General features: G+C 65.7%; 28 protein-coding genes and 1 pseudogene. 12 read left to right on the top strand and 17 right to left on the bottom strand.

Annotated elements, in window-relative coordinates; genetic code table 11:
- Positions 1-4: 4 nt before the first annotated feature.
- Positions 5-1,210 (bottom strand): DUF7159 family protein, encoded by a 1,206-nt coding sequence (locus AC5Y5W_RS24455; RefSeq protein WP_500013957.1) that lies wholly within the window; start codon positions 1,208-1,210, stop codon positions 5-7.
- A gap of 375 nt (positions 1,211-1,585) precedes the next feature.
- Between AC5Y5W_RS24455 and AC5Y5W_RS24450 the strand changes: the two genes are divergently transcribed.
- Positions 1,586-2,572: an esterase family protein gene (locus AC5Y5W_RS24450; protein WP_500013959.1), complete on the top strand. Its 987-nt coding sequence runs from the start codon at positions 1,586-1,588 to the stop codon at positions 2,570-2,572.
- Between the two features lie 24 nt (positions 2,573-2,596).
- Here the strand turns inward: AC5Y5W_RS24450 and AC5Y5W_RS24445 are convergent, their stop codons facing one another.
- Both AC5Y5W_RS24445 and AC5Y5W_RS24440 read right to left on the bottom strand, forming a co-directional pair.
- A complete protein-coding gene (locus AC5Y5W_RS24445) occupies positions 2,597-3,166 on the bottom strand; it encodes a lipoprotein LppJ family protein (protein ID WP_500013961.1) in 570 nt (189 codons plus the stop codon).
- Between the two features lie 15 nt (positions 3,167-3,181).
- Positions 3,182-3,652, bottom strand: a complete 471-nt coding sequence (locus AC5Y5W_RS24440; protein ID WP_500013962.1) for a hypothetical protein — start codon at positions 3,650-3,652, stop codon at positions 3,182-3,184.
- Positions 3,653-3,829: 177 nt separating this feature from the next.
- Between AC5Y5W_RS24440 and AC5Y5W_RS24435 the strand changes: the two genes are divergently transcribed.
- The 4 genes and pseudogenes from AC5Y5W_RS24435 (at position 3,830) to AC5Y5W_RS24420 (ending at position 6,943) form a co-directional block, all read left to right on the top strand.
- Positions 3,830-4,258 (top strand): DUF6188 family protein, encoded by a 429-nt coding sequence (locus tag AC5Y5W_RS24435; RefSeq protein WP_500013964.1) that lies wholly within the window; start codon positions 3,830-3,832, stop codon positions 4,256-4,258.
- 49 nt (positions 4,259-4,307) lie between these two features.
- A pseudogene (locus AC5Y5W_RS24430) lies at positions 4,308-4,800 on the top strand (SRPBCC family protein).
- Positions 4,797-5,630 carry an SDR family oxidoreductase gene (locus AC5Y5W_RS24425; protein ID WP_499883955.1) on the top strand — a complete coding sequence of 278 codons (834 nt, stop codon included), beginning with the start codon at positions 4,797-4,799 and terminating at the stop codon, positions 5,628-5,630. The pseudogene AC5Y5W_RS24430 and the gene AC5Y5W_RS24425 overlap by 4 nt, the downstream one beginning before the upstream one ends.
- On the top strand, positions 5,627-6,943 hold the full coding sequence (locus AC5Y5W_RS24420) for a cytochrome P450 (RefSeq protein WP_500013966.1): 1,317 nt from the start codon (positions 5,627-5,629) through the stop codon (positions 6,941-6,943). Before AC5Y5W_RS24425 ends, AC5Y5W_RS24420 begins: the two co-directional genes overlap by 4 nt.
- A gap of 6 nt (positions 6,944-6,949) precedes the next feature.
- Here the strand turns inward: AC5Y5W_RS24420 and AC5Y5W_RS24415 are convergent, their stop codons facing one another.
- Both AC5Y5W_RS24415 and AC5Y5W_RS24410 read right to left on the bottom strand, forming a co-directional pair.
- Positions 6,950-7,822, bottom strand: coding sequence for an acyl-CoA thioesterase (locus AC5Y5W_RS24415; RefSeq protein WP_500013968.1), 873 nt, complete (start codon positions 7,820-7,822; stop codon positions 6,950-6,952).
- Positions 7,823-7,833: 11 nt separating this feature from the next.
- Positions 7,834-9,597, bottom strand: a complete 1,764-nt coding sequence (locus tag AC5Y5W_RS24410) for a CocE/NonD family hydrolase (protein WP_500013983.1) — start codon at positions 9,595-9,597, stop codon at positions 7,834-7,836.
- A gap of 303 nt (positions 9,598-9,900) precedes the next feature.
- Between AC5Y5W_RS24410 and AC5Y5W_RS24405 the strand changes: the two genes are divergently transcribed.
- Together AC5Y5W_RS24405 and AC5Y5W_RS24400 are read left to right on the top strand one after the other, a co-directional pair.
- The gene (locus AC5Y5W_RS24405) at positions 9,901-11,682 is read left to right on the top strand and encodes an N-acyl-D-amino-acid deacylase family protein (RefSeq protein ID WP_500013970.1); all 1,782 of its coding nucleotides are present in this window, start codon (positions 9,901-9,903) and stop codon (positions 11,680-11,682) included.
- On the top strand, positions 11,672-12,115 hold the full coding sequence (locus AC5Y5W_RS24400) for a nuclear transport factor 2 family protein (protein ID WP_500013972.1): 444 nt from the start codon (positions 11,672-11,674) through the stop codon (positions 12,113-12,115). The genes AC5Y5W_RS24405 and AC5Y5W_RS24400 overlap by 11 nt, the downstream gene beginning before the upstream one ends.
- Positions 12,116-12,166: 51 nt before the next feature.
- On the opposite strand, the gene AC5Y5W_RS24395 is transcribed toward AC5Y5W_RS24400, so the two are convergent.
- From AC5Y5W_RS24395 to bfr, 7 genes are read right to left on the bottom strand one after another with little or no spacing between them, the layout of a single operon-like run.
- Complete coding sequence (locus tag AC5Y5W_RS24395) at positions 12,167-12,604, bottom strand: SRPBCC family protein (protein WP_499883950.1); 438 nt, start codon at positions 12,602-12,604, stop codon at positions 12,167-12,169.
- The gene (locus AC5Y5W_RS24390; RefSeq protein ID WP_500013974.1) at positions 12,604-13,437 is read right to left on the bottom strand and encodes a lysophospholipid acyltransferase family protein; all 834 of its coding nucleotides are present in this window, start codon (positions 13,435-13,437) and stop codon (positions 12,604-12,606) included. Before AC5Y5W_RS24390 ends, AC5Y5W_RS24395 begins: the two co-directional genes overlap by 1 nt.
- A gap of 29 nt (positions 13,438-13,466) precedes the next feature.
- Positions 13,467-14,600, bottom strand: coding sequence for an amidohydrolase family protein (locus AC5Y5W_RS24385; RefSeq protein WP_500013975.1), 1,134 nt, complete (start codon positions 14,598-14,600; stop codon positions 13,467-13,469).
- Positions 14,601-14,602: 2 nt separating this feature from the next.
- Entirely contained in the window at positions 14,603-15,955 is a 1,353-nt protein-coding gene (locus AC5Y5W_RS24380) for a type I glutamate--ammonia ligase (protein WP_500013977.1), read from the bottom strand.
- 10 nt (positions 15,956-15,965) lie between these two features.
- Positions 15,966-16,460, bottom strand: coding sequence for a carboxymuconolactone decarboxylase family protein (locus AC5Y5W_RS24375; RefSeq protein WP_500013979.1), 495 nt, complete (start codon positions 16,458-16,460; stop codon positions 15,966-15,968).
- The gene (locus tag AC5Y5W_RS24370) at positions 16,457-18,523 is read right to left on the bottom strand and encodes an MDR family MFS transporter (protein WP_500022648.1); all 2,067 of its coding nucleotides are present in this window, start codon (positions 18,521-18,523) and stop codon (positions 16,457-16,459) included. Before AC5Y5W_RS24370 ends, AC5Y5W_RS24375 begins: the two co-directional genes overlap by 4 nt.
- A gap of 16 nt (positions 18,524-18,539) precedes the next feature.
- A complete protein-coding gene (gene bfr / locus AC5Y5W_RS24365) occupies positions 18,540-19,022 on the bottom strand; it encodes a bacterioferritin (RefSeq protein ID WP_499883945.1) in 483 nt (160 codons plus the stop codon).
- A gap of 302 nt (positions 19,023-19,324) precedes the next feature.
- On the opposite strand from bfr, the gene AC5Y5W_RS24360 reads away from it, so the two are divergent.
- Positions 19,325-19,510 carry a (2Fe-2S)-binding protein gene (locus tag AC5Y5W_RS24360; protein ID WP_500014032.1) on the top strand — a complete coding sequence of 62 codons (186 nt, stop codon included), beginning with the start codon at positions 19,325-19,327 and terminating at the stop codon, positions 19,508-19,510.
- A 1-nt stretch (position 19,511) separates the two neighbouring features.
- On the opposite strand, the gene AC5Y5W_RS24355 is transcribed toward AC5Y5W_RS24360, so the two are convergent.
- The 4 genes from AC5Y5W_RS24355 to AC5Y5W_RS24340 are packed head-to-tail and all read right to left on the bottom strand — an operon-like array spanning position 19,512 to position 22,610.
- Positions 19,512-20,270 (bottom strand): enoyl-CoA hydratase/isomerase family protein, encoded by a 759-nt coding sequence (locus AC5Y5W_RS24355; RefSeq protein WP_500014030.1) that lies wholly within the window; start codon positions 20,268-20,270, stop codon positions 19,512-19,514.
- 37 nt (positions 20,271-20,307) lie between these two features.
- Complete coding sequence (locus AC5Y5W_RS24350; RefSeq protein ID WP_500014029.1) at positions 20,308-21,003, bottom strand: EthD domain-containing protein; 696 nt, start codon at positions 21,001-21,003, stop codon at positions 20,308-20,310.
- Positions 21,004-21,005: 2 nt separating this feature from the next.
- Entirely contained in the window at positions 21,006-21,632 is a 627-nt protein-coding gene (locus tag AC5Y5W_RS24345) for a PaaI family thioesterase (protein WP_500014027.1), read from the bottom strand.
- Positions 21,633-21,656: 24 nt separating this feature from the next.
- Positions 21,657-22,610: a hydrogen peroxide-inducible genes activator gene (locus AC5Y5W_RS24340; RefSeq protein ID WP_500014026.1), complete on the bottom strand. Its 954-nt coding sequence runs from the start codon at positions 22,608-22,610 to the stop codon at positions 21,657-21,659.
- A gap of 112 nt (positions 22,611-22,722) precedes the next feature.
- On the opposite strand from AC5Y5W_RS24340, the gene AC5Y5W_RS24335 reads away from it, so the two are divergent.
- The 3 genes from AC5Y5W_RS24335 to AC5Y5W_RS24325 are packed head-to-tail and all read left to right on the top strand — an operon-like array spanning position 22,723 to position 25,115.
- A complete protein-coding gene (locus tag AC5Y5W_RS24335; RefSeq protein ID WP_500014024.1) occupies positions 22,723-23,310 on the top strand; it encodes a peroxiredoxin in 588 nt (195 codons plus the stop codon).
- 10 nt (positions 23,311-23,320) lie between these two features.
- A complete protein-coding gene (locus tag AC5Y5W_RS24330) occupies positions 23,321-23,857 on the top strand; it encodes an alkyl hydroperoxide reductase (protein WP_499883938.1) in 537 nt (178 codons plus the stop codon).
- Positions 23,858-23,867: 10 nt separating this feature from the next.
- The gene (locus AC5Y5W_RS24325; protein ID WP_500014023.1) at positions 23,868-25,115 is read left to right on the top strand and encodes an alpha-amylase family glycosyl hydrolase; all 1,248 of its coding nucleotides are present in this window, start codon (positions 23,868-23,870) and stop codon (positions 25,113-25,115) included.
- Here the strand turns inward: AC5Y5W_RS24325 and AC5Y5W_RS24320 are convergent.
- Positions 25,108-25,539, bottom strand: a complete 432-nt coding sequence (locus AC5Y5W_RS24320; RefSeq protein WP_500014021.1) for a DUF1810 domain-containing protein — start codon at positions 25,537-25,539, stop codon at positions 25,108-25,110. The genes AC5Y5W_RS24325 and AC5Y5W_RS24320 overlap by 8 nt on opposite strands.
- On the opposite strand from AC5Y5W_RS24320, the gene AC5Y5W_RS24315 reads away from it, so the two are divergent.
- Positions 25,527-26,785 (top strand): alpha-hydroxy acid oxidase (locus AC5Y5W_RS24315; protein WP_500014020.1); only part of this gene is annotated, 1,259 nt, incomplete at its 3' end. The genes AC5Y5W_RS24320 and AC5Y5W_RS24315 overlap by 13 nt on opposite strands.

The following is a 26,785-nucleotide window of genomic DNA, read 5'->3' as shown; positions in this document are numbered from 1 at the left end:
ACCCTTACGGAGACGGGATCGGTGCCGGCGCAGGCTCTTCCGGTGGAACGTCGTCCTGGTGGCCGTGCAGGCGCTCGAGCACCCTGGTCAGAAGCGGATGCGGGTTCGGTTCCGGAGGCGGCGGAGGAGGCAACGGTTCCGGTGGCGGCGCCGGAGCCGCGGCAGCGACGGGCAGGTCGTTTGACGGCTCTGCGGTAAAGGCGTTTTGCGGCTCGACCGGTGCCGCGATGACAGCCGGTTCTTCTGGCGGCGCCGGCTCGGGTGCTGCCTGCGGTGGCGGCGCCTCGACCCTGGCCGGCGGCGGAGCAGGCGCTTGCGCGACCGGCGCCGGCGCCGACGTGTGCACCATTTGCCGGACCGGTTCGGTTGGCCTGTCGGGAAGCAGACGCGGGCCCACCGCCAGCGACACCGACGCTACGAACGTCGCCGCGCCGGCGACCAGCATCGTCAACGCCCCGGCGTAGGCCGGCGGTCGTGACCGCACCGGCCGCCGGGTGGGTGTGCCGACCGGCTCCAGGTTCGAAGAGTCGGCGAATTTCGTGCTGTCAGCCGCGGCCAGCGCGGCGCCCCGGGCCAGGGCCGGCGCCACTCCGCTTTGGGTGAACACCGGCACCGGCAACGCCTCGTCGAGTTGCCAGGACAGCGCATCGACGACGTGATCGGCGCCGACGACGATCACACCGTCCGGCTGCCAAGTGCTCCGCTCGAACATCGTGGTCAGCCACCGGGCCAGCCGGTCCGCGCCGCCGTCGAGGTGTTTGACGGCGGTTTGTGCCCGACCGTCGCCGGCATCGACCATCACCACGGTGGTCGAATCGCCTTCCACCACGCACACTGCGGCCTTCTGATAGCCGACAACGGGGGCCATACCCTGCGCCAACGTCTCGGCGGCCCGCAGCGATCGGATCGGTACCACGTTGTCGAAACCGGCGTCGGTCAGCGACTCCAACAGCACAGCGGCCTCGGCGGACACGTCGTCGCTCCATGTCACGCCGAGCACGTGCAGGCGGTGATCCCGTTGTGTCGCTGCCGATACGGCATCCAACACCGCGGCAGTCACTCGCTCGGAGATGTTGGCCGCCCGCGTCCCGCCGCCGGTATGCACCTCGAAATCGTCATGGTCCAGGATGGTGCCGTCAGCGTCCCGACCGTCGACAAGTACCCAGCCGACGGCGGTCGACGTCAGCGACAGCCCTAGTACCGTATCCAAATTCGCACCTCAATCATGCCGCTCAGTCGTGGCCCAAGCCGAGATGACGCCGTTCACGCGCACTCAAAAGTCGTCATGCCGTGGTGCGGTGGTTCGCAGCGCCGAACGGACCGGGGGCAGTGTCTCTTCGTCGGCGTACCCCGGGAGAGCCTACGCGGCCGACAGCACGGCCGCCGGTTGGGTATCGACAGCCCAGGTGTGGTGGGTGACGGATTTGGGTAGCCACGGGTGTCGATACGGTCGCGATCACCGGCGCCGAGCAGGTGGTAGCGGCCGATATAAATTTGAGACACGTTTGCGCTCTCATCGACATATGGACTACCAGAAGGTAAGTTCTGCCACGGGCGCACGACGGCATACGACAAGGGGCCAGGTATGACAGACGTGAGCAAACGGATGCGCGGCTGGGTGCGGCGATTGACAGTCGCCGCCATTGGGGCCGCCGCACTGCCAGGGCTGGTCGGCCTTGCAGGTGGCGCCGCGACCGCGGGAGCGTTCTCCCGGCCCGGTCTGCCGGTCGAGTACCTGCAGGTGCCGTCTGCGGCGATGGGCCGCGACATCAAGGTCCAGTTCCAGAGCGGCGGAGCCAACTCCCCGGCGGTCTATTTGCTTGACGGGCTGCGTGCCCAGGACGACTTCAACGGCTGGGACATCAACACCCCCGCCTTTGAGTGGTACTACCAGTCCGGTCTGTCGATCGTGATGCCCGTCGGTGGGCAGTCCAGCTTCTACACGGACTGGTACCGCCCGGCGTGCGGCAAGGCTGGCTGCTCGACCTACAAGTGGGAGACCTTCCTGACCAGCGAGCTACCCGGGTATCTGGCGTCCAATCAGTCGGTCAAGTCGACCGGCAGCGCTGCGGTCGGGATCTCCATGGCGGGCGCATCGGCAATGAACCTGGCGATTTATCACCCTGGCCAGTTCGTCTACGCTGGTTCGCTTTCCGGCTACCTGAGCCCGTCCACTGGGCAGGGTTGGATCGGCCTGGCGATGGGTGATGCCGGTGGCTACAAGAAGGAAGACATGTGGGGGCCGGACAACGACCCGGCGTGGGTGCGCAATGACCCCTTGGTCAACGTCGGCCAACTCGTCGCCAATAACACCCGACTCTGGGTGTACTGCGGCAATGGGACGCCGAATGAACTCGGCGGCGCGAACCTGCCGGCCACGTTCCTCGAGAGCAATTTCATGATCGGCGTCAACAAGAAGTTCGAAGAGGCTTACAACGCCGCGGGCGGCCACAACGCCGTGTTCAACTTCCCGCCCTACGGCACTCACAGCTGGGAGTACTGGGGTGCTCAGCTGCAGGCCATGAAGCCCGATCTGCAGAGCAGCCTGGGCGCCGGCGGCGGAGCCGGCTAGCACCGCAGCAACCGCCAGCCGGCCTTACTGGATCTGGTCGGTGACGTCGACCCACGCCGTCGTGTCGTTGCGGTGGTCGGTCATGTTCCGGCATTGACCGTAGAGCCGCGCGATTCCGAGGTTGGGGTCGTCGTCGTCTCGATACAGGATCGCGGTGACGCCGTCTTGGTGCAGCGTCTTGCCGAACAGGTAGCGGTTCGACGCCAAACCTTCCTGCCAACCGCGAGCCACCATCGCCGTCGCGATCATGTCGAAGTACGCGTCGGCTCGAGCATCGCCGGGCACGGCGAAGTTCAGATACACCGCGCCTTGATACGGCGGGCTTTCCCGGTCCTTGCAGGACATCAGAAGGTAGCCCGCCGTCGCCTGCTGTAGTCGGGCGATCGCGACGAGATGTTTTGCCTGCTGCACGACTTCGGCTTGGGATTGATCGTCGGTGCTCAGATGAGCGGGATGGTCAAGGATGTCGTCCGTGGACGAGTGCAGTGTGTCGATAGCCAGAAATGAGCCGCCCAGCACCAGCGAGAGTGACAACGTGGCCCCAAGCAGCACCCGAGCGGCCGGCGAGCGAAGCCTGTTGCCGCCACCGGACACGTCGATGCCCCCTCGTTAACCGCCGAGTGCGGCAATGAGTTCCTTGATCCGGGCGGCCTCGTCGTCGGTCGGCGTCTCGTCGGCCTCGATGGCGTCGAGAAGGTCTGCCCGCAGGCCGGCGCCATTGGCGGTTTCCCGCGCGGAGAGTTTGGCACGCCGCCGGGTGACGTACAGCTGCTGGCCCAATGTTGCGCCGGGCGATTCGGCGGCCATTTCCATCAGGTCGTCGTATTGGGTCCGGACCCCGCTGAGCGCCACGATGACCGACGGCGTCGCTCGGCCACGAGACGCCGCTTCGGTCAGCGCGGTTTGCAATTTGCGCAAGCCGGCGAGTATCACCGTGGCGCGTCCGGAGAACTCCGGATCGCTGGAATCCGGCAGGGCTTCAATCGATGCGGTGAACATCTGCATTGCCGCTTCGACCAGGCTGACAATGACAGGCGCCTCACCATCATCGGGCGCGGCGTCAGACTTGAACCGATTCATGTTGTGCAGGGCCTCACGCTAGCGCGTCTGCTGCGGCGATACAAGGGTCGCGGCAGGGGTGATGCGGTCGCCGTATAGCCAACCGCGGCATAACAATCCATTCTGCGCGATTCTCTCATCGCCATTTTCCGGTTTTCGGCTCTTGTGCACGTGACGTATAGCGACCAGAGTAAATACATGACCGAACAGAAATTGATCGAGCACTGGATCCAGGGCTGTGCGGTACAGCGGATCATGTTCCGTGACGGCCTCGTGTTGAACTTTGACGATGACAACGAACTGGTGATCTCGGCACCGATCCGCCTGACTCTGCCGGCCACGGCCAGCGCACCCGTCGAGGTGGTGTCCATCGATCCGAACGATCCGGCGTTGCAGGAGCGGCCGTTGTTTGATTTCTCCGGGGCGACGTGCACCGAGGTAGCTTGGGGCGACAACGGAGATTTGCACCTCGAGTTTTCCGACGGGCATCAGATTGACGTATCGCCGGACGAAAAAGTAACGGCATGGGAGTTGTACGGCAAATATCACGGGTATGCCGCATGCCTGGCCCATGGCAAAGTACGAGTGGTACGCCATGACATGCCGGAAAATGGCGACGAAAGCTAGGGTCGCCAATAGCACCGTGGCCCGCCCGCCGGGGAATGTTCCCCTTCCGATCACCGGCCACGCGCGGACATGCTTGGATCAGCGACATGCAAGGGTCGGCGACAGTACATATGGCAGCGCCCGCGGAGAAGATCTGGGAACTGATTGCGGATATCCGCAATACCGGGCGGTTCTCCCCGGAGACATTTGAAGCGGAGTGGCTTGACGGTGCCACCGGGCCCGCGCTGGGCGCGCGGTTCCGCGGCCACGTCAAACGCAACGAAATCGGCCCGGTTTACTGGACCACGTGTCAGGTCACCGCCTGTGAGCCCGGCCGGGAATTCGGCTTCGACGTGCTCATCGGGGATCGAGCGGTGAACAATTGGCACTATCGGTTGGCCCCCAACGCCGACGGCACCGACGTGACGGAGTCGTTTCGGCTCGCCTCGTCGCCGCTGACCAGCGTGTATTACTGGGTATTCGGCGGATTCCTGCGGCAACGCCGAAACATTCGCGATATGACGAAGACGCTGCACCGCATCAAAGAGGAAGCCGAGGCATGAAATCGATCTTCATCACCGGGGCCGGTAGCGGAATGGGCCGCGAGGGCGCCAAGCTTTTCCACGCCAACGGCTGGCGGGTAGCCGCGGTCGACCGCGATGGCGACGGCCTTGCCGCACTGGCCGAAGAACTCGCCAGCCAGCGGTTGTGGACACGCACGGTCGACGTGACCGACAAGCCCGCTCTGGACGCCGCCCTGGCCGACTTCTGCGGGGACCGCGACGGGCTGGACATGATGTGGAACAACGCCGGGATCGGTGAGTCGGGCTGGTTCGAGGACGTCCCCTACGAGGCCGCGATGCGCGTGGTGGACGTCAACTTCAAGGCGGTGCTCACCGGCGCCTACGGCGCACTGCCCTACCTCAAGAAGGCATCGGGCAGCCTGATGTTCTCCACATCGTCATCGGCGGGCACGTATGGCATGCCCCGCCTGGCGGTTTATTCGGCCACCAAGCACGCCATCAAAGGGCTGACGGAAGCGTTGAGTGTGGAATGGCGGCGCCACGACGTGCGGGTGGCTGACGTGCTGCCGGGCATGATCGACACCGCAATCCTCACCAACACACCCGAGCACTCCGAGAGCGGCGTTTCGACCCGCACGGCCGAAGACATCAGGGCCGCTGCCCCGAAGCGGGGCATGATGCGGTTGATGCCGGCCAGCAGCGTGGCCGAGGCGGCCTGGCAGGCCTACCATCACCCGACCCGAATGCACTGGTATGTGCCCAAGGGCATTCGGATGATCGACCGGATCAAAGGGATCAGTCCAGAGATGGTGCGCGACCGTATCGTCAAGTCGCTGCCGGCGCTGCTGCCCGACCAGGAGTTGGGTTGAGGCAACGATTGCACTGGTTTGCGCTGCACGGATACGTCCGCGGCATCGCATCGCTGGGCGCTCGGCGCGGCGACCCGCAGGGCCGGCTGGTCGCCGATCCCGCCGTCAAAGCGAACCCGGCGCCCTTCTACGACGAATTGCGGCCGCAGGGACCGCTGGTGCGCTGCCGCCTCGGTTATCTCGCCGTCGGCCATGCAGTTGCCCACGAACTGCTGCGGTCCGACGACTTCCGCGTGGTCTGCCTCGGTGGGAACCTGCCCGCGCCGGTGCGGTGGCTGGAGAGTCGCGTCCGCGACGACCTCCTCCATCCGTTGCGACCGCCCTCGCTGCTGGCGGTCGAACCGCCGGAGCACACCCGCTACCGCAAGACAGTTTCGTCGGTGTTCACGCCCAAAGCAGTAGCCGCGTTGCGGGACCGGGTCGAGCAGACGGCGACGGGATTGTTGGATCGCCTTGCCGAACAGCCGGGTGTCGTCGACGTCGTCGACAAGTACTGCGCGCAGCTTCCGGTGGCCATCATCAGCGACATCCTGGGCGTGCCTGACCGGGATCGCGGCAATGTCCTGGAGTTCGGCGAGCTGGCCGCACCCAGTTTGGACGTCGGGGTGTCGTGGCGGCAGTACCGGCGCGTGCAGCACGGCATCGCGGGATTCAACCTCTGGCTCGGTGAGCATCTGCGCCAGTTGCGACGCGCGCCCGGTGACGACTTGCTCAGCCAGTTGATCGTGGCATCCGAAAACGGCTCGCCCGACGAGCGTTTGGATGAGACAGAGCTGCAGGCTCTTGCCGGGCTGGTGTTGGCGGCCGGCTTCGAAACCACAGTGAACCTGTTGGGCAACGGGATCCGGATGCTGCTGGACACACCCGAGCATCTGCGCACGCTCAGTGCGCAACCGCAGTTATGGCCCAACGCTGTCGAGGAGATCTTGCGGCTGGATTCGCCGGTTCAGCTCACCGTACGGGTGGCGCTGCGCGACACCGAAGTAGCGGGCCGGCCCGTCAAGCGCGACGAGATGGTGGTGATTTATCTGGGCGCCGCCAACCGCGACCCCGAGGTGTTCGCCGACCCGAACCGCTTCGACATCCAACGTGGCAACGCCGGCCGACATTTGGCGTTCTCCGGCGGCCGGCACTTTTGTCTGGGCGCGGCGTTGGCCCGTGCTGAAGGGGAGGTGGGGTTGCGGGCCTTCTTCGACCGCTTCCCCGAGGTGCGGTCGGCGGGTGCGGGCAGCCGCCGTGACACCCGGGTGCTGCGCGGGTGGTCGCAGCTGCCGGTGGCGCTGGGGCCATCGCGGTCGATGGCCGCCCGCTGATCCCCGCTATCGTTCGGCGGCGCCGGGCGCCCGGCGGCCGAAGTACCCTTCCAGGGTCGTGGTGCAGACCAGGTGCCCGCCGCGGTTGAACATGGCGCCGCTGGCCAGCGCCCGGCCGCCGATACCGTTGGGTGATTGCTGGTCGTAGAGCAGCCAATCCGACAGGTCCGGCGGCTGGTGAAACCACACTGCGTGATCGATCAGCGCCGAGATTCCGGGTCCCAGCGGTGTTGTGCGCCGGGCGATCATTGCCGGTTCGAGTAGCGTCCGGCCCGAGACATAGACCACCAGGCAGGTTGCCAGCAGTGGATCAGCGGGCGGAATACCATTGGGACGCCACCAGATTCGCGTCCTCGCCGACGGCGTACCGGTGAGGTCGAGTGCGAGTCTGGCCGGGGCGTCCACGTAGCGCAGCTCGACCGGCTGCGGCCGGACCCACCAGCCGTCGAACTCGTCGGCGTAAGCGCTGAGCTGAACATCCAGCGGCGCAAGCGCTTCGGGGCCGGGCGCATCCGGCTGCTGCTGTTGGTACACCTCGTTGTCGACGGGCACGCTGAACGATGCGGTGCCCTCCAGCAGCACTGCGCCGAATTGCCGCGCAGTGACCCGGCGAGCGGAGAAGGTGCCGCCGTCGTGTAGTGCGGTCACCTCGAAATCCACCGGGTGCCTGGCGTCGCCGCGTCGCAGGAAGTACACGTGCATGCTGTGCGGGGCGCGGCCGGACACGGTTCGGCTGGCCGCCATCAGCGCCTGCGCGGCAATGTGGCCGCCGACGATGTGATCGCCGATTTCTTCGAGTTGGGTCCCGACGAAGGAGCCGTCGCTGACCTGCTCGAGCTCGAGCGTGTCGAGTACCTGGCTCAGTGTCAGGGTCGACATCGGCGGCATAGTCACGTCAGCGTGTCTGGATCTGCCAGCGGGATCAGGATGTGCGACGGGGTGGGGCCGCCCTGGTGCACCTGGTAGCTGCCGCCGGCCAAGGCCTTTCGCGCAGGCTTGGTGGGAACCAGGTTCGGAAAGTCATAGGTGGTCAGGGTGAGGCGCAGTTGGTGGTCGGGGGCGATCAGTGCGGCGGTGGGAAAGATCTCGATGTCATAGCGGGTCACTTCGCCCGGGACGACGGGCCGGCTGGCGGCGCGGGTGCTGACGTGGTGTGGTCGCAGCACCGTGCCGTCGGGCAGATACCAGGTGCGATCCGGATCGAGCGCGCGATGCGAGCCGAGCAACGCACCCTGCGAGAGTGGCCGGCTGGCGCCGTCGGGTGCGACGTCGTCGAGGTGGGCAACCCATACCGTCTCGGCGGTGCTGGCCGTTGCGTGCACGGTGAGGGTGATCGGTCCGACGACCAGCGCGGCCGAGGTGAACGGCTCGGTGGTGTAGGTCAGTGCTCCGCGCTGCAGCCGCCGGTTATCCAAGTCGTAGCGGATCCGCGCGCCCCGCTGGGTGGCCATGAAGCTGTTCATGCCCAGGCTCCACTGCTCCATGCTCCGACCGGCCATCGGCCCACGCGGCTTGTAATTGAGGGTGACCGTGCATTCATCCTGGCCGGCGCCGCGGGTCAGGTTTCCGTCCGGCGACAGGTAGAAGCGGGTGGGTTCCGCCTCGGCAACGGGATAGTCGCGTGCGTGGAACCACTGCGAGCTTCCGACGGCCTGGAAGGTGAACGGCGATCCGGATACCGCGGCGGTGCGGTCGTCCTTGAGCCAGTGGTCGAACCAGCGCAACTGCAGGGCACCCAGATGCAGTCCGCCGAAGTTCGACACGTGATACCAGGGACCCATCATCAGCTGGAACCGGTCGGACACCGGTTGGTCCGGTTCCATCGGCGCGCCGTTGGATCGCCCGGCGAAGGCGTTCTGCAGCCCGGCGTAGTTGAGCGGCTCCCCCCGCTGGAACGCGTCGTGCCATCCGCCGACCAGGAAGACCGCCACACCGTTGGCGGCGATGTCCGCAAGGACATCGCCCGGGCGCAGCGTGTCCCAGAACGGTTCGTCGTAGGCCACTTCACCGCCGCTCATGGCATCGGCGACGAGCGGCCCGAAATAGCGTCGCTGGTCACGTCCACGCTGTCGTACGGCGGTCAGCCCGCCCGCGCGCGGCCGCGGATGCCCGCCGCGAGCGAGCAGCTCCAGCGTCGGATTGACGACGTTGAGCAGCGAGTAGATCGCTCCGTACGCCCGGATGGTCCGCAGGTGCGGCACCCCGCCCATCGCCGCTGCATCGCGGTAGAAGTCGTGGGCCGCCATCACCGGAAAGATTGCTTTCAGCGGCGAATCCGGTCCGACGGCGGCGGCGGTGAAGAGCTGGTTGATCGCCAGGTAGGAGATACCGAACATGCCGACGCGACCGTTGGCATTCGGCAGTGTCGCCGCCCAGTTGACCAGATCTACCCCGTCCTGCGTCTGTTCGACGCCGAGCATCTCGAAGGAACCGCCCGAGGCCCCGGTTCCGCGAACATCGACCATCACCTCGATGTAGCCGCGCTTGATCAGGTAGGGCGTTGCGCCACCGCCGATCTGGGCGGCCGGCGGCGGCGCCTTTTTGCCGTACGGCGTCACCGACACCAGCACGGGGAACGGCCCGGCCGCGGGTTGGCCGGTCTCCGGTTCGACGGGGTAATGAATGTCAGCGCGCAGCACGACGCCGTCGCTCATCGGAACCTCAACGTTGTGGCGAACCCCGACCTTGTAGCGGGCGGGCCCCGGTTCCCAGGTCGAGTACGGCGACGGGCTGACGTCGCGGGCACGTGCCGCCACCGCCCGGCCCGCCGCCGCTGTCACCCCGACGGCCGCCAACGCCAACCCGGCGCGGCGTGCCACCCGAAGTCCCGCCCTTCTGGCCATCACTTCCCTCCCGCATCGTCGACTGCTCAGACTCTAAGCAATGGGCTTGCGGCGCCGTTGCTGGGCGTCCGCCGTGCTGGACACCTGTCCAACAACGCCGTTATATTCACCGCTGTGACATATGACGCAATCATCCGGAATGGGCGCTGGTTCGACGGCACCGGCGGTCCCTCGGCGATCAGGAACATCGGTATCCGCGACGGGCGCGTCAGCGCTGTCACCGCAGCAGACCTCGATTCCACGGGTTGTCCGCAGGTGGTCGACGCGACCGGTAAATGGGTGCTGCCGGGTCTGCTCGACATTCACACCCATTACGACGTGGAGGTGCTCGAGGGACCTTCGCTGGCCGAATCGCTTCGTCACGGGGTCACGACGGTGTTCGTCGGCTCCTGCTCACTGTCGACCATCCACGTCGACGGGGTGAATGCCGGCGACCTGTTCGGCCGCGTGGAGGCCATTCCGCGTGAGCATGTGATCGCAGCTGTCGACAAGCACAAGACGTGGCGCAGTTGCGAAGAGTACGTGTCCGCACTGGAGGCGCGGCCGCTGGGCCCCAATGTGGCCGCATTCATCGGGCACTCCGATATGCGCACGGCCACAATGGGTCTCGACAGCGCTACCCGTAAATCGGTGCGGCCCACCAAGGCTCAGCTGGCGCGCATGGAGCAGATGCTGACAGAGGCGTTGGCGGCTGGTTTTGTCGGGATGTCGTCACAGCAACTGCTGTTCGACAAACTGGACGGCGATACCTGTCGCTCCCGCACCTTGCCGTCGACCTACGCCAAGCCGCGGGAGCTGCGCCGGCTGAAGTCGTTGCTGCGCCGCAGCGGCCGAGTCTTTCAGTCCGGGCCCGATATCACCAACCCGCTCAATCTCGGCTCACAGGTGGCTCAGTCGCTGGGCCTGTTCCGCAAACCGCTCAAGACCAGTCTGCTCTCTGCCGCCGACGTCAAAGCCAACCCGTTCGCGATCCATGTCCTGGGCCCGCTGGCGCGGCTGGCCAACCGGTTCGGGGCCGATTTCCGCTGGCAACATCTGCCGGTTCCGTTCGAGGTGTACGCAGACGGCATCGACCTGGTGGTCTTCGAGGAATTCGGCGCCGGCGCAGCGGCTTTGCATCTTCGCGACGAGCTCGAGCGCAACGCGTTGATGCGCGACGAAAGCTACCGCCGCCGGTTCCGCAAGGACTACGAGAGCAAGCTCGCCGTGCGGGTATGGCAGCGCGACTTCTTCGATGCCGAGATTGTCGGATGCCCGGATGCTGCGGTGGTCGGCAAGTCGTTCGGGCAAGTCGGTCTCGAGCGCGGCGGGCTGCATCCCGTCGACGCATTCCTGGACCTGGTGCTCGAACACGGCACCGCGCTGCGCTGGCGGACCACGATCTCCAACCATCGGCCCGAGGTGCTGAAAAAGCTGGCCACCGAACCCGGTGTGCAGATGGGCTTTTCCGACGCCGGTGCGCACCTGCGCAATATGGCCTTCTACAACTCCGGGCTTCGCCTGTTGCGTCATGTCCACGACGCCGAGAAGGCGGGCCGGCCATTCACCACGATCGAGCATGCAGTGCACCGCCTCACCGGGGAACTCGCCGACTGGTTCCAACTCGATGCCGGTCACCTTCGCGAGGGTGACCGCGCCGATCTGGTCGTGGTGGATCCCGAGCAGCTCGATGCGTCGCTCGACGAGTACGCCGAGGCCGACGTCGACCAGTTCGGCCACCTGTCGCGGATGGTCAACCGCAACGACGACACGGTGAACGCCGTCTTCGTCGGCGGGCGTGCGGTATTCCTCGACGGGGCGCCGACCGAGGCGCTCGGCGTGCAGCGCACCGGCCGCTTCCTGCGCGCGAAGACCGCTACTTCGACCGTGAAAGGTGAACTGGCCCATGTCGGTTGACGAGGCAGTACTGAAGTTGTGGCAGGCGCTGTCGCAGCGGGACTGGGAGTCGCTCAAGACGTTTCTGTCGGCGGACTGCATCTATGTCGATATGCCGGTGGGGCCGACGGCCGCCGCGCGCGGTCCCGACGACATCGTCAAACGTCTCAAGGTCGGCCTGGAGTCGCTGGCGCACTACGAAAATCACGACGGTGTACTGGTGTCCAACGGCGCCGACGTGATGTACGAACACTCCGAGACGTGGCGCTGGCACACCGGCGAGACAGCCCTGCTCAAGTTCGTCAGCGTGCATCAGGTCCACGATGGCAAAGTGACGCTGTGGAAGGACTATTGGGACATGGGCTCGATGGTCAGCCAGGCTCCCGCCACCTGGATGGAAGACCTGGCCGGTACCGACACGTCGTGGATCTTCGACGCGACGGGGCTGATCTAGCGGCGATCGCAAGCGCGGCGGAGCCGGGCGCAGCGGGTCGCCGCCATTGATCTAGGACTCGACGAGTCCTTTGAGCCGTTTCAGAGTCTCGGCCAGGGTGCGGCCCACCTGGCGTACGGCGACGCGATCGGCGATGTAGCCCAGGATGCCGCCGGGTACTTGGTATGACAGCCGAAATGTCGCCTTCGTTCGGCCCTCCCCCGCGTCGCGCAGCCGGATCCGGCCACGCTGGTTGACACCGCCGGTGATGCTGACCCAAGCCAAGTCGCGGGCCTCGTCGAACTCGACCACCTCGATCAGCCCACCGACGGGCACCGAGCCGATCTTCCAGTGCACGGTGTAGCGGGCCCCGATACCCGCGGGCTGCTCGTTCGCGTTTTCCCAGCGCTCCAGGCTGGTCATGAACGACGGGTAGCAGTCCGGATCGCTGACGAACTTCCACACCTCGCCGCGGTCGGCGTCGATCACGCACCGGCGTTCGACGCGCATCAGCCGATCACCGGGAATCGACGCTGGGCGGCCAGTCGGTCCACGCCGCCCTGCAAACTGGCCATCACCTTGTCGTGCACCGCCTGGTCATCGCCGTCGACGTCGATGGGCTCCTGCACCTCGATCGTGATCTTGGCCGGCAGCGGAAGGTGTCCGGCGAGATCGCTGATATTGAGCCCCCACGGCAGCGCCAGCGATATCGGAATGCTCTTGAGCCGCAGCAACTTATCCGCCATCAGCAGCTTGGCCAGCCATTGGCCGCGGTTGAGGAACAACGCGGTTTCCTGGCCGCCGACACTGGCGACGGGCACGATCGGCACACCGGCTTCGCGGGCCAGCCGCACATAGCCCATGCGGCCGCCGAAATCGACGCTGTGCCGCTCCCACGACGGTCGGAAGACCTCGTAGTCGCCACCGGGATAGACCAACAGCGCCGCGCCAGTTTCCAAGGCCAGTCGGGCGTTTTCGTGATTGGCGGCGACGGTGCCGAACTTGCGCAGCCAGCCCAACGGGGGCGCGGAAACGACGAGGTTGTGCGCCAGCTGGTAAAACGGCCGCTCGACGCCGAAGTAGGAGCAAAACGCAAGGGTGAACACGAACGTGTCGGGTGGCACGTTGCCGCCGCTGTGATTGCCGACCAGCAGCACCGGTCCCTCGGCGGGAATCCGATCCAGGCCGCGCACGTCGGCGCGGAAGTACAGCGATGCCAGCAGCCACGTCCCGGGCAGCTGGTCGCGGATGTAATCAGGGTCGCGCTGGTCGAGGTCGGCCTTGGGCACCCGCGACGCCACTTGCGTGCGGGCCCACTCCAGCACCTCGCCTAGGCCGGCCACCTCGGGTTTATACCCCGGGTCGCGGATTCTTATACCTCGACAGGATCAAGCTGGTAGATGCGAGCGGCGTTGGCGTGTGCGATCACATCGACCACCCGGATGGCATCGGACTGGCTCCAGTCGTCGTCGGTCACAAAACGGCTGAGTACCCGATGAATACCGTTGCGCCACAGCATCGCGCCGAGAAAATGCAGCTCTGCGGGCCCGAAGGCATCCGAGGAATAGACGATCTTGCGGAATGGCGCCAACTCCAGCAGCCGGGCGATGAACGCCGGGCCCCGGGCACCCAGATGATTGATGCTCAGCCCGCCGTCGAGGTACACGTTGTTGAAGGCCTGTGCGAGATAGCCGGCTTCTCGCTCGTAGGGATAGCAGTGCAGCAGCACGACCGGTGTGTCACCGGAATGGCGGAGGAAGTCGAGCAGATACAGCGGATTGGTTTTGTGCAGATCGCAGTCGCGGTCGCCGAGGCCGACGTGGAACTGCAACGGCTTACCCAGCCGCAGCGCCTGGTGCAGCCCGAAGCGCAGCAGTACCCGGTCGGACAGCCGAACACCGCCGCTGTCCCGCCACCGGGCGGCGGCCTCGGCGACCTGTGCCGCCGTCGGCTCAGTCAGGTCCCCGTCGAATCCGCCGCGGTAAGCCAGCACGGACTTGGTGCCGACGGCGTTCGCTGCGCGCCGATGCAAAATCTCCTCGAATGCCGTCGCATAGTCACCCGGTACCTGCGCTGCCTGCTCGGCTAGCTGCTCGAGGCGAACCACCTCACCTGCGCGACCCGCGGACAGCTCGGCGAGTTCCTCGACGCCGGCTACTCCCCGATCCAACCCGGTGTCTACCAGCCAGTGGGAGACCCCGGCGGCGGGTAGGAAAAGCCGGGCCAGGTCGAGTTCTCCGAACCGGCTGCGGCGCCGCCAATAGTCGTCTGCCTCAGCATGTTTGGCCAAGCCAAGAAGCGGCGCGCAGTGGGCGCGGACAGCAAATCCGAGTTGCGAGTCGAATCCCGAATCGAACTCGGCAAGCGGTTCGGTGTTGGCCTCGTTGAGACCGTTCTCAAATCGCCGCCGGTCCCCTGCCGCCAGCCAGCAGCCATGGACATGCTGATCGATCAACGGCACCTCGGCGATATGACGTGCCAGCGCAGAGTCGCCGGCAGCTGGCATTGTCAGACGCTCCAGGCCATGCGGAATTTGGCCGTCAGCTCTTCGGGACCCAGGCCGGCGTAGCGTTGGTCCTCCAAGCGGCGCACCGCAACAATCAGGTCCACGGCCAGATCGCCGAGAATTTTCCGTAAGCGAGATGAACCATCAAGTGCTGCAATCGCTTCCGTCTGTGATTCGGGCAGCCGAACGATACCCGCGTGGTCGCGGTACGCGTCGGACAGCGTCGCCGGGTCCACGGTCGTTTCCGCCGGCAGTACAGCCTTTTTTCGGATTCCGTTCAGCGCCAACCCGAGGATCGCCGCCGAGGCAAAGTACGGGTTGGCCGACGGGTCGACGACCTTCACCTCCACGTTGCCGCCGGACGGGTTGGCCGGGCCGCCGCTGATGAATCGAACAGCCGCTTCCCGGTTCTCGGCGCCCCAGCAGGCGTACGCGCCGGCCCAGTTCCCGGGCCGCATCCGTAGCCCGGACACGATCGATCCGCACAGGATGGCCTGGGCATCCGGTAGTCCACGAAGCAGGCCTGCCAACGCGTTTTCGCCCGTCGGTGTCATGCCGTGGGCAGCAGAACCGTCGGAGAACAGCGGCCCGTCAGAGTTGGTCAACGAGAAATGCTGGTGGGCACCAGATCCCACGCTGTCGGCGAATGGTGCCGGTGACAGGCTGACCCGAAGTCCGTGTCGGCGCGCCACCCGGCCAATGATGATGCGGCACAGCGCCAGTTGGTCGGCCGCTTCCACCGGCGATTGCGGAGCCAGCGAAATCTCGAACTGGTTGACCCCGTACTCGGGGTGAAACTGCTCGATTCCGACACCGGCCGTCGTCGCGGTCGCGATGACGTCGTGAACGAATGCTTCGAACTCGAGCACACCGGCTAGCCCGTACTGTGCCCACAGCGTCGACGGCAGCCGGTTGCCGTCGGGCGTGACCAGAACGAATTCAATTTCATGGCCCACGGCCGCCTCGATGCCGGCCTCGGCAAGCGCGGCCTCGACACGGCTGAGCGTGCCGCGGCTGCACCCGGGAAACGGTGTTCCGTCCTGCTCGAAAAACCCCGCGGGTGCCCACGCCAACCCGTCGCCGATGACGCGTAAGGAGGACAGGTCGATTCTGACGCGGTGATCACCGACCACCCCGATGTTTTCGCTGAATGCGATGCCGCTGTGGTCGATAGCGAATGCGTGCCAGACCAGGCTGGCGCCCAAGCCAGGGTCGGCGAAGGCGTTGGACCGCCGGATCGGCACGGCCTTGGCCTGCATCAGCCCGGCCGGGTTGACGGCAGTGCCGATCACGACGTCCACCCCCTTGGCCTCCAACTGGGCGATCGCCGCGGCGGCAAGCGGGGTGGTGGTCACGCGTCTAGGGTTAAACCCGACTGGGCAAGGTGAACTTGCAGGTCTGGCCGATGTCCAAGGTGCGCAGCACCCGTCCCATCCCGACCCACAGCGCGCACGACAGCGCCAGGTCGGCCAACAGCTCCTCGGAGAAGTGCTCGCTGGCGCGGGCCCAGAAGTCTTCGTCGTCGCGCAGCACGGTGTGCTCGGTGGCGAATCGGTGTGCGAATTCGGCGGCCAGTCGCTCCTGTTCGCTGTAGCCCGGCCAGGTGCGCCATTCCAGCGCGTGGTCGTAGAGCTCTTCGTCCACACCGGCGGTCGGCCCGTCGCCGTCGCGGGTGTTGAGGCACACCGCGCATTCGTTGTCATGGGCGATCACGACGCGCGCGAGCTCGCGGGTGCGCATGGGCAGGCGATTGCGGTTGTAGACAGCGTCGCTGAACGCGCCGATGGCGCCGCCGAGTTCGGGGGATTTCACGAACCAGCCGGCCAGGTCGTCGTCAGCGAATTCTCCGATTCGGCTCATGGCGAGATCCTAGCGCCGATAGCCGGCTGCGCTCGACCTTCATGCCAATCACGTTGGGCGACAACCCGGTGGGAGATCCGGTCGAGGGCGGCCTCGACCTGGGCTCGGTCCGGCCGGCCCTGGAATCCAGGGGCCCGGGTCAGTTTGTCGACGATCCAGTCGCGGATCAGATTGGACACGAAGTCGACCTGCCGGACACCAGACGCGGTCAGCCACAAGCGGTCGATATTGCGTGCCGCGTAACCAGCGCGGACCACGCCGTCGAAGACAGGCTCGAGGACTTCGTATGGCACTCCCACGTCGTCGCCGATATCGGTCAACCGTGCCGACCCGAACAGTCGCGTGTAGCGGTGGATCCGCAACACGGCCCACAACCCGGCCGCATCCAGCGGGCAATCGGGCCGCATCGCGATGCTGCGCAGTCGCATCCCGGGAGCGCCCTGCAGCATGCGTCCGATGGCCGCCTCCAGCAGCTCGTCGGGTGACTGCGCGGTCGGCATCGCAAAGCCGTCGCCGAGGTCGGCGGCGTTATTTCCGATGTCCCGCAACGGAATCTCACGGAGGAAAAGCGCCAACACAAACCCCACCATCGCGACCGGCGCCGCCCACAAAAAGACCATGGACAGTGAATCGGAATAAGCCGCCACGATCGGCGCAGCGCTCTCAGGCGGCAGACGATGCAAAACCTCCGGGGAACTGGCCGCGGCGGCGGGTGCCCCACTCGCGGTGAGTGCCGGCCCCAACCGGTCTTGCAAGAAGTTCATGAACAGCGAGCCGAAGATGGCGGCGCCGAACGAACTGCCGATCGTGCGGAAGAATGTCACACCCGAGGTGGCGACGCCGAGGTCGTCGAAACTCGAGGTGTTCTGCACGATGAGCGTCAACACCTGCATACACAGTCCGATACCGGCCCCCAGGATGACCAGGTAAAGCGACTGCAGCAGAGTCGATGTCGACGGGTCCATCCGGGACAGCAACACGAATGCCACTGCCATCACCGCCGTCCCGGCGATCGGAAAGACCTTGTACCGCCCAGTCCGGCCGACCAGGATGCCGCTGGTCATCGATGTGGTCAACATGCCTACCACCATCGGCAGCGTGCGAAGCCCCGAAGCCGTCGCCGAGACGCCGTTCACGAATTGCATATAAGTAGGAAGGAAGGTCAGCGCGCCCAGCATCGCGAACCCGACGACGAACGACAGGATGCAGCACACCGTGAAGACCGGACTGGCGAAGAGGCGGGGCGGCAGGATCGGCGCGGCGGTCCTGCTTTCCACCCACACGAAAACGCCCAGCGCGACGGCGGAGCCAACGAACAGGCCGATGATCGTCGCGGACCCCCACGGGTAAGTGGTGCCGCCCCAACTGGTGGCCAGCGTCAACCCCGCGGCGCCGAGACCGACGAAAACGATGCCGATGTAGTCGATCACGGGTTTGGCGCGTTCGACCAGCGCGGGGATGGTTGCGGCTGCCACGAAGAACACCACCACCGATACCGGCACGTTGATCCAAAATGCCCATCGCCAGGTCAGGTGGTCGGTGAAATAGCCGCCCAGCAACGGTCCGACGACCGTGGTGACACCGAATACCGCCCCTAGCGCGCCCTGATAGCGGCCGCGTTCGCGCAGCGGGATGACTTCACCGATGAGCGCGGTGGCGGTGACGGTCAGACCGCCGCCACCAATGCCCTGCAGCGCCCGAGAGAGCACCAGCATGACCATCGTGTGCGACAGGCCGCACAGCACCGAGCCGACGACGAAAAACACCACGGCGGCTTGGAACACCGCTTTGCGGCCGAACAGGTCGCCCAGTTTGCCCACCAGCGCGGTGACGATGGTGGAGGCCAGCAGATAGCTGGTGACCACCCACGACTGGTGTCCGGCTCCGCCGAGATCGGCGACGATAGTCGGCAGCGCGGTCGCCACGATGGTCTGGTCGAGCGCTGCCAGCAGCATCCCGAGCACGATCGCCAAAAAGATCAGATTGCGTCGCTGCGGGCTGATCAGAGTGCTGCCCTGCGCCGCTTCCGCGGCTGGCGTCGCCGGTGCCGTCGCTGCGGTCATACCGGCCTTTCTTACCTCAGGTGGTGGGCGGGCGGGCGACGCACTGCGCGGCGTAGAGCGCCTCGCCGAGCTTATCCATCAGCTCCAGCTGCGTTTGCAGGTAGTCGATGTGGTCCTCTTCGTCGGCGACGATCTTCTCCAGAATTTGCGCGCTGGTGCTGTCTTGCCGCTCGCGGCACATGATGATGCCCGGTTTGAGACGGTTCAGCACATCGAATTCGATTGCCAAGTCACTCTCGAATTGCTCGCGCAGCGTCTGGCCGACCCGCAGCGACCCGATGCGCTGGTAGTTCGGCAAACCGTCGAGCAGCAGAATGCGGTCCGTCACCATTTCTGCGTGCCGCATTTCGTCGAACGACTCTTCGCGGGTGTGGGCCGCCAGCTCGGTAAAGCCCCAGTTTTCCTGCATCTTCGAATGCAGAAAGTATTGGTTTATCGCGGTGAGCTCACTGGTCAATTGTTCGTTGAGCAGGCGCAAAACGTCGGGATCACCTTGCATGATCGCTCCTCATTTCAAGCTGTCAGGTGTCGGACTGCGGGATGCTGTCAGGGGTTGGGCTGTAACCCCCGACGTGTCATGCCGGATTCAATCTAATGCAGCGCAGAGCCGCCGGTGCGATGATTCGTCCGGCGTCGGCGCGTCGCGGTTGGTCGCTGACTGCGACGGCGTTTCCGGGGGCAAAAGCGCAGCTCAACACACTTGGAGGTTAGGTTAGACTCCACTAACCAAGTTAGGTTAGACTTCACTAATATGAGGCCTGTTCAGTCCGGTCCTTCCGCCGGTTCGGCGGGGGTGGGTTGATGTTCGTGTGCCTGTGCGTCGGGGCCACCAGCCAAACCGTGGCCGACGCCGTCGCGTGCGGCGCGTCGACCTCCAAAGAAGTTGCCGCGGCCTGCGGCGCCGGCGCGGACTGTGGGCGTTGCCGGCACAACTTACGGGCGATCATCGAGGCCGCCGCGCAGTTCGAAACCAGCGCCGCGCGGTAACTCAGCCGCTTCGGCGGCCGGTGAAATCCGCCAGCGCCGCAGCGTTGGCCTGGGTACCCATCAACTCGGCGAAGTGAGCGTTCTCCCGGGCGCTTGCCGCTGCGATCTCCGGACGAACCGGTTCGACGATGGTGTGCTTGACCGCCATCAGACTCGAAATCGGCCGCGACGCAAGGATTTCGGCGTGCCGACGCGCATCCGCGAGCAGATCCGACGGCTCGCACACCTTCCAGACCAGACCCATCCGCTGCGCCTCCTGAGCGTCCACCCATTCCGAGGACATCAGCAGCCAGGCCGCGTTCTGCCGGCCGACCAACTGCGGCAGCAGATACGACGAGGCGGCCTCTGGTGCCACGCCAAGGCTGGTGAACGGGCATTTCAGCCGCGCAGTTGAGGACATGAACGCCAGGTCGGCGTAGCCCAGGATGGTGGCGCCGATCCCGACCCCGACGCCGTTGACCGCGCAGATCAGTGGTTTGGGGAACGCGCTCAGCGCGTCGATCAGCCCGGTGAAGCCGTGCTTTCCCGGCACGAAGTCCGGGTCGGTGACCCGTGCGTGCATCTCCCCCAGATCGGTCCCGGCGCTGAAGGCGCGCCCCGCCCCGGTCAGCAGAACCACCGCGACCTCCGGGTCGTCGGCGGCGGCCAACAGCGACTCGGCGGTGGCGTCGTAGAGCGCCTCGTTGAAGGCGTTGAGCGCCTCGGGCCGGTTCAAGGTCAGCGTGCGGACCTTGTTCTCGTCGTCGATCTGCAATGTCACGGCTGCAGCGTAACCGGCCCTACCCGCAGACTCGGCGTCAGCCGAATGGCGTTCGGAGCACGTACCGACTCGTCGGCACGGTGTCGATGTTCTCGTTGGCCCCGAACGCCGAGGTGCTGGCGATCATCCGGCTCAACCGGTCCTGCAAATCGCTGTCGTCGGCGGCGCCGAAGAAGGCCGTCAGATCGGTGACCGCCTCGATCGGGAACAACTCCTCGACGATGCCCGAGATGGGTGGCGCGTCTGGGGTCAGGGCGCGCACCACCGCGTTCTGGGTATAGCCGAAGGTGGCCTGTGTCTCGATCGCGACCGGTGTGTGGTCGCGCTGCCAGCGAGCCAGCCAGCTGTCCTGATCCAGCCCGGCCGGTCTGCGCAATAGCGCAAGGTTGGCCAAACCCGTTGTGCGAGAGCCGAGCTCCAGTGGCGCCGCCAATGGGACCGACTCGGTGACAAGATACCCGGCAAGCTCCTCACATTCGTCCTCCAGCATGGCCAGCGCGACGGTGATCTGCTCGCCGTAGCACTGCTGGGCCCAGATGCTCACGACTGCGGCCACCGGCGGGTCGAATGTCGTGAGCGTCATCAGCGAGTCGCGCACCACGCTGTCCCGCACATTGACGGCCAGACCGGCGACACCAAGACCCAGGATCGCGTCAGCGACCGGTCCCCGCTGGCGGGCGCACCAGTCGTCGTCGCGGTCGGCAGCCCGCAGCACCGCCACTACCTTTTCCATCGCTACGACTCCCGCGCCCACCGTGGCTGGATGAATACACCCTCGGCCTCCACGGTGACACCCTCGTCGTCGGCGAGGAAGCCCGCCGCGAAAGTCTTCACACCCTCCACGCGGGTGGCGGTCGCCTCGGCGTGCAATCGGCCCAGCCGGGTGGCCCGCACATAGCGCAAGGTGATGGTCCCCGTCAGCCGCGGGTTGGTGCCGTCGCTGGCGGCTTCGCCCAAGACATGATCGAGAACCAGGGCCGCGACGCCGCCATGTACATGGCCAGGCGGCCCCTCGTAGGCGGCGCCGAGATCGAAGTCGCACCACGCCCGGCCCGACGGGTCGTGCTGGATCTGCAGTGGCGGGGCGATCGGGTTGCGCGTCCCGATGACGACGTTTCCCCACGCCATCTGCTCACCGCTGGACAGGTAGCGCACACCGAAGGGGCCATCCACCTGGTTGCTGCGTAAACGCGCGGTGGCCGAATCGATTTCGTTCTTGGCGACGGCGACGGCTTCGGCGTCGACTTCGGTGCGGATGGTGGCGTCGATCAGATCCCGTACCGACTGGGTCAGCGGCTCATAGATTGCCCGCAGCCGTTCGAGGTCCTCGACGCTGATGTTCTCCAAGGTGAAGTCCAGCATGACTGCAACTAGAACATGTTCCTGCTATGTCGTGGCGGCGGGGTGCCGAACGAGGCGCACCGCGCTGTCGGCGCTGACCAACTCCCCGATGACCTGAGCCAGCTGCCGGTAAGGCGCTTCGCGACCGCTGGATGACCGGAACACCAGCCCGATCCGCCGTCCCGGGCGGGGATTGGCGAACTGTGCCAGGCCGAGCTGACTGCGGCTGGCCTCGACCGACACCGCGCTCTGCGGGATCAGGGTCACGCCCAATCCGCCGGTTACGCACTGCACTGCCGTGGCCAGCGACGCGGCGCGGGTATTGGCCAACTCAGCGCGCACTCCGGCTTTGCGGCAGACGTCGAGGGCCTGGTCACGCAGGCAGTGGCCCTCGTCGAGGAGCAGCAGCGGCAGTTGCGCCAGCGCCGTGGGCGGCACCCGTCGCTTGCCCGCCAACGGGTGACTCGGCGGCAGGGCGAGCACGAAGTCCTCGTCGTAGATCGGGATTTCGGTGACACCGCTGGTCTCTGCCGGCAACGCGATCAGCGCCGCATCCAAAGCACCCTCGCGCAGTGACATCAGCAGTCGCTCGGTCTGGTCCTCGATTACTCGCAGGGACAGCGCGGGCAACCGCTCGGTCAATCCGGCCAGCACCGTCGGCAGCACGTACGGTGCCACCGTGGGGATCAGACCCAGGCGCATGGTGCCCTGCAGCGGATCCACGGTGCCTGCCGCCGCTGCAGCGAACGCGGTCACCGCTTCGATCACGCTTTGAGCCTGCGGCAGCAGGTGCCGGCCCTCGGTTGTCAAGAAGACACGCCGGGTTGATCGCTCGACCAGCTGGACGCCGAGGCCGGCTTCCAGTGCCGACAAGGACTGTGACAGCGTCGACTGGCTGACACCGAGAGTGCTTGCGGCAGTGCCGAAGTGTTGCTTTTCCGCCACCGCGACGAAGGCCCGTAGGCCGGCGACGGTGGGTTGATAACTCTTATCGGTCATACCTATCAGTATAGTGGGAAATATCACCTTTACTTTAAGGTTTAATTAGGCCAAGATTGGATTGAGTCCAAAAAGTTGGAGAGTAAATCCGATCTTGATCAAAGGAGTGACCATGGCACTGCTGACAATCGGCGATCAGTTTCCCGCCTACGAGCTCACCGCGCTGATCGGTGGCGATCTGTCGAAGGTCAACGCCAAGCAGCCGGAAGACTATTTCACCACGATCACCAACGAAGACGACCCGGGCAAGTGGCGAGTGATCTTCTTCTGGCCGAAGGACTTCACCTTCGTGTGCCCAACCGAGATCGCGGCGTTCGGCAAGCTGAACGACGAGTTCGAAGACCGCGACACCAAGGTGCTGGGTGTATCGGTGGACAGCGAGTTTGTCCACTTCCAGTGGCGCGCCCAGCACGAAGATCTCAAGAAGCTGCCGTTCCCGATGCTGTCCGACATCAAGCGTGAACTTGCCGAGGCCACCGGGGCGCTCAACGACGAGGGTGTCGCCGACCGGGTGACGTTCATCGTCGACCCCAACAACGAGATCCAATTCGTCTCAGTGACCGCCGGCTCGGTGGGGCGCAACGTCGACGAGGTGCTGCGGGTGCTCGATGCCCTGCAGTCCGACGAGCTGTGCGCCTGCAACTGGCGCAAGGGTGACCCCACCATCGACGCCGGCGAAGAGCTGAAGAAGTCTGCCTAAAGGAGGCACGATGGGCATCGAGAACCTCAAAACCGCGCTGCCGGAGTACGCCAAGGACCTCAAACTGAACCTGGGGTCGATCACCCGCACCACCGCGCTCACCGAAGAGCAGTTGTGGGGCACGCTGTTGGCCAGCGCGGCGGCAACACGGAATGCCGAGGTGCTGGGCGAGATCGGTGCTGAAGCCGCGGATTACCTGTCGGCCGAGGCCTACCAGGCGGCGTTGGGCGCCGCATCGATCATGGGCATGAACAACGTCTTCTATCGTGGCCGCGGCTTCCTCGGCGGTGACTACGACGACCTGCGCCCCGGGTTGCGGATGAACATCATCGGCAATCCGGGCGTGGACAAAGCCAGCTTCGAGCTGTGGTCGTTCGCGGTCTCGTCGATCAACGGGTGTTCGCACTGCGTCACCGCGCACGAGCACACGCTGCGAGAGGCCGGGGTGGACCGAGAGGCGATTTTCGAGGCGTTGAAGGCGGCTTCCATCGTTGCGGGCGTGGCTCAGGCGATCACCACCGCCCAGACGCTGGCCGCGGCCGGGTAACTTTAACGACGTGGCCGACTGGGTCGAGCATGTGATCTGGTGGCAGCTCTACCCGCTGGGCTTCGTCGGCGCATTCCCGGGTGAGCAGCCGCCATCGCCGGACGAGCACCGGCTGCGACGGATTACCGAGTGGTTCGACCACGCCATCGAGCTGGGCGCGTCCGGGATTGTCCTGGGCCCGATTTTCGCCTCACGCACCCACGGCTACGACACGACCGATCATTACCGCATCGATCCGCGCCTCGGCGACGACGACGATTTCGACTTCTTTGTCGCCGAGGCGCATCGGCGTGGTTTACGGATCCTGCTCGACGGGGTGTTCAACCACGTCGGGCCGGACTTCCCGCGCGATCAAAAAGATTGGTTTCGTGACTACAGCTTCGAGGGCCACGGCGATCTCACCACGCTGAACCACGACAACCCCGAAGTCGCCGACTACGTCGTCGATGTCATGTCGCACTGGCTGGAGCGCGGCGCCGACGGCTGGCGGCTGGACGCGGCTTATGCTGTGTCGTCTGGCTTTTGGGCTGCCGCGCTCCCACGAGTACGCCGGCACCACCCGGAGGCGTGGTTCGTCGGAGAGCTCATTCACGGCGACTATGCCGCGGTGGTTGCCGAGGCCGGCTTCGACTCGGCCACCCAGTACGAGCTGTGGAAAGCGATCTGGAGCAGCCTCAACGACGGTAACTTCTACGAGTTGGACTGGGCGCTACAGCGGCACAACGAGTTCCTGGGCAGTTTCGCGCCGCTGACCTTCATCGGCAACCACGACGTGACTCGGATTGCCAGTCAACTCGAGCATTCTGCTCACGTGGCCCAGGCACTGGTGCTGCAGATGACCGTCGGCGGCATTCCCAGCGTGTACGCCGGGGACGAACTCGGCTACCGCGGGGTCAAAGAGGAGCGGTTCGGCGGCGACGATGCGGTGCGGCCCGAATTCGGCTCTCCCCCGGTACCGCTGGATGATGATGGCGCGAAGTTGTGGGCGCTGCACCAGTACCTTGTCGGGCTGCGGCGGCGCCACGCGTGGCTGCACGCCGCAACCACGACCGCGCTGTTACTGGACAACCGGCACTACGTCTATCGGACGCACCACGGTGACGACGCCCTGATTGTCGTGCTCAACATCGATGACGCGCCGCTGGAGGCGAGGGTGCCGCGCGCACAGGTGGTCGCCGGATCCGGAGCTCCGCCAGAAGAGACCGTCGACGTCGTAGTGGTCGAACCACAGGGTTGGCGGATCCTGCAGCCTATGTGAGCCGCTTCAGCGTCAGCGGATCTTGTTCCCCGCCGTAGTACTTCTCCAGCACCGCGACGAAATCCTGGTTGTCGTCGGTGGCGTGGGCAAACAGCGTCATCGACGAGCGGACTTTGAGATCGTCGGGTGATCCGAAAATGTCGGCGATCGAACGGCCGGCGATGCCGTTGACCAGCTGCGTGCACTCGTGCAGCCGCGGGCCCAGCACCTGGTGTTGGAGATAGGCCTGTGCTTCGTCCAGCGAGAAGATTGCATACCTTGCGGCCGTCGGGCTGCTGCCGAGTCCGGCCAGTTGCGGAAAGATGAACCAGATCCAGTGACTGCGTTTGCGGCCGGCACGCAGCTCCTCGACGACGGTGTGATAGACCCGAGCTTGCGCGTCGACGAAGCGCTGCAGATCGAAGGGATCACTTGCGGACGTCATCTACCCACCGTCGCACAGTTCAACGACGGCTGCCGAAGATCGGTGACCTCGCGCCGCTGATCCGGTTTCGCAAGCCCCGGCTCGACCGCGTTCAACGCCGACTCGATGCGGCAATGACCATCCGCGATCTGCGGCGTATCGCCCAGCGGCGTACCCCCAGGGCCGCGTTCGACTACACCGACGGCGCTGCCGAAGACGAATTGTCGATCGAGCGCGCGCGGCAAGCCTTCCGCGACATAGAATTTCATCCCGCGATCCTGCGCGACGTCAGCAGTGTGCGCACCAGCTGGCCGGTGCTCGGTGCGCCGGTGGCGCTGCCGTTCGGCATTGCGCCGACGGGGTTCACCCGGTTGATGCATACCGCGGGCGAGATGGCCGGTGCTCGCGCGGCCGCGCGCGTTGGTGTTCCGTTCTCACTGTCCACCCTGGGCACCGCCGCTATCGAAGATGTAGCCGCGGCTATTCCCGAGGGCCGCAAATGGTTTCAGCTCTATATGTGGCGGGATCAGGACCGGTCGATGGCGTTGGTGGACCGGGCCGCCCAGGCGGGTTTCGACACCCTACTGGTCACCGTCGACGTCCCGGTTGCCGGTGCGCGGTTGCGCGACACCCGCAACGGAATGACGATCCCGCCGACCTTAACGCTGCGGACCGTGCTCGATGCGCTGCCGCGCCCGCACTGGTGGTTCGATCTGCTGACGACCGAACCGCTGGCCTTCGCATCGCTGGATCGGTGGTCGGGCACCGTCGGCGAATACCTGGACACCATGTTCGACCCCAGCGTCACCTTCGCGGATCTGGCATGGATCAAGACCCAGTGGCCGGGCAAGCTCGTCGTGAAAGGTATTCAGACGTTGGCAGACGCCCGCGCTGTCGTCGACGTCGGCGCCGACGGCATCGTGTTGTCCAATCACGGTGGTCGCCAACTTGATCGAGCACCGGTGCCGTTTCATCTGTTGCCCGTCGTCGCGCGCGAGCTTGGTGGCTCCACGGAAATCTTGCTGGACACCGGCATCATGTCCGGCGCCGACATCGTGGCCGCGGTGGCGCTGGGCGCACGCTGCACGCTGATCGGGCGGGCTTATCTGTACGGGCTGATGGCCGGTGGTGAAGCCGGCGTCCAGCGTGCCATCGAAATCCTGTCCGGCCAGTTGACCCGGACCATGCGACTCCTCGGCGTCACCTGCCTCGAGGAGCTATCGCCGACGCACGTCACGCAATTGCGGCGGCTGGTGCCAGTTCGGCC

Source organism: Mycobacterium sp. NGS51 (assembly GCF_059812525.1).
The sequence above is the reverse complement of the archived record's forward strand: the minus strand, read 5'-3'. Positions and strand labels throughout refer to the sequence as shown.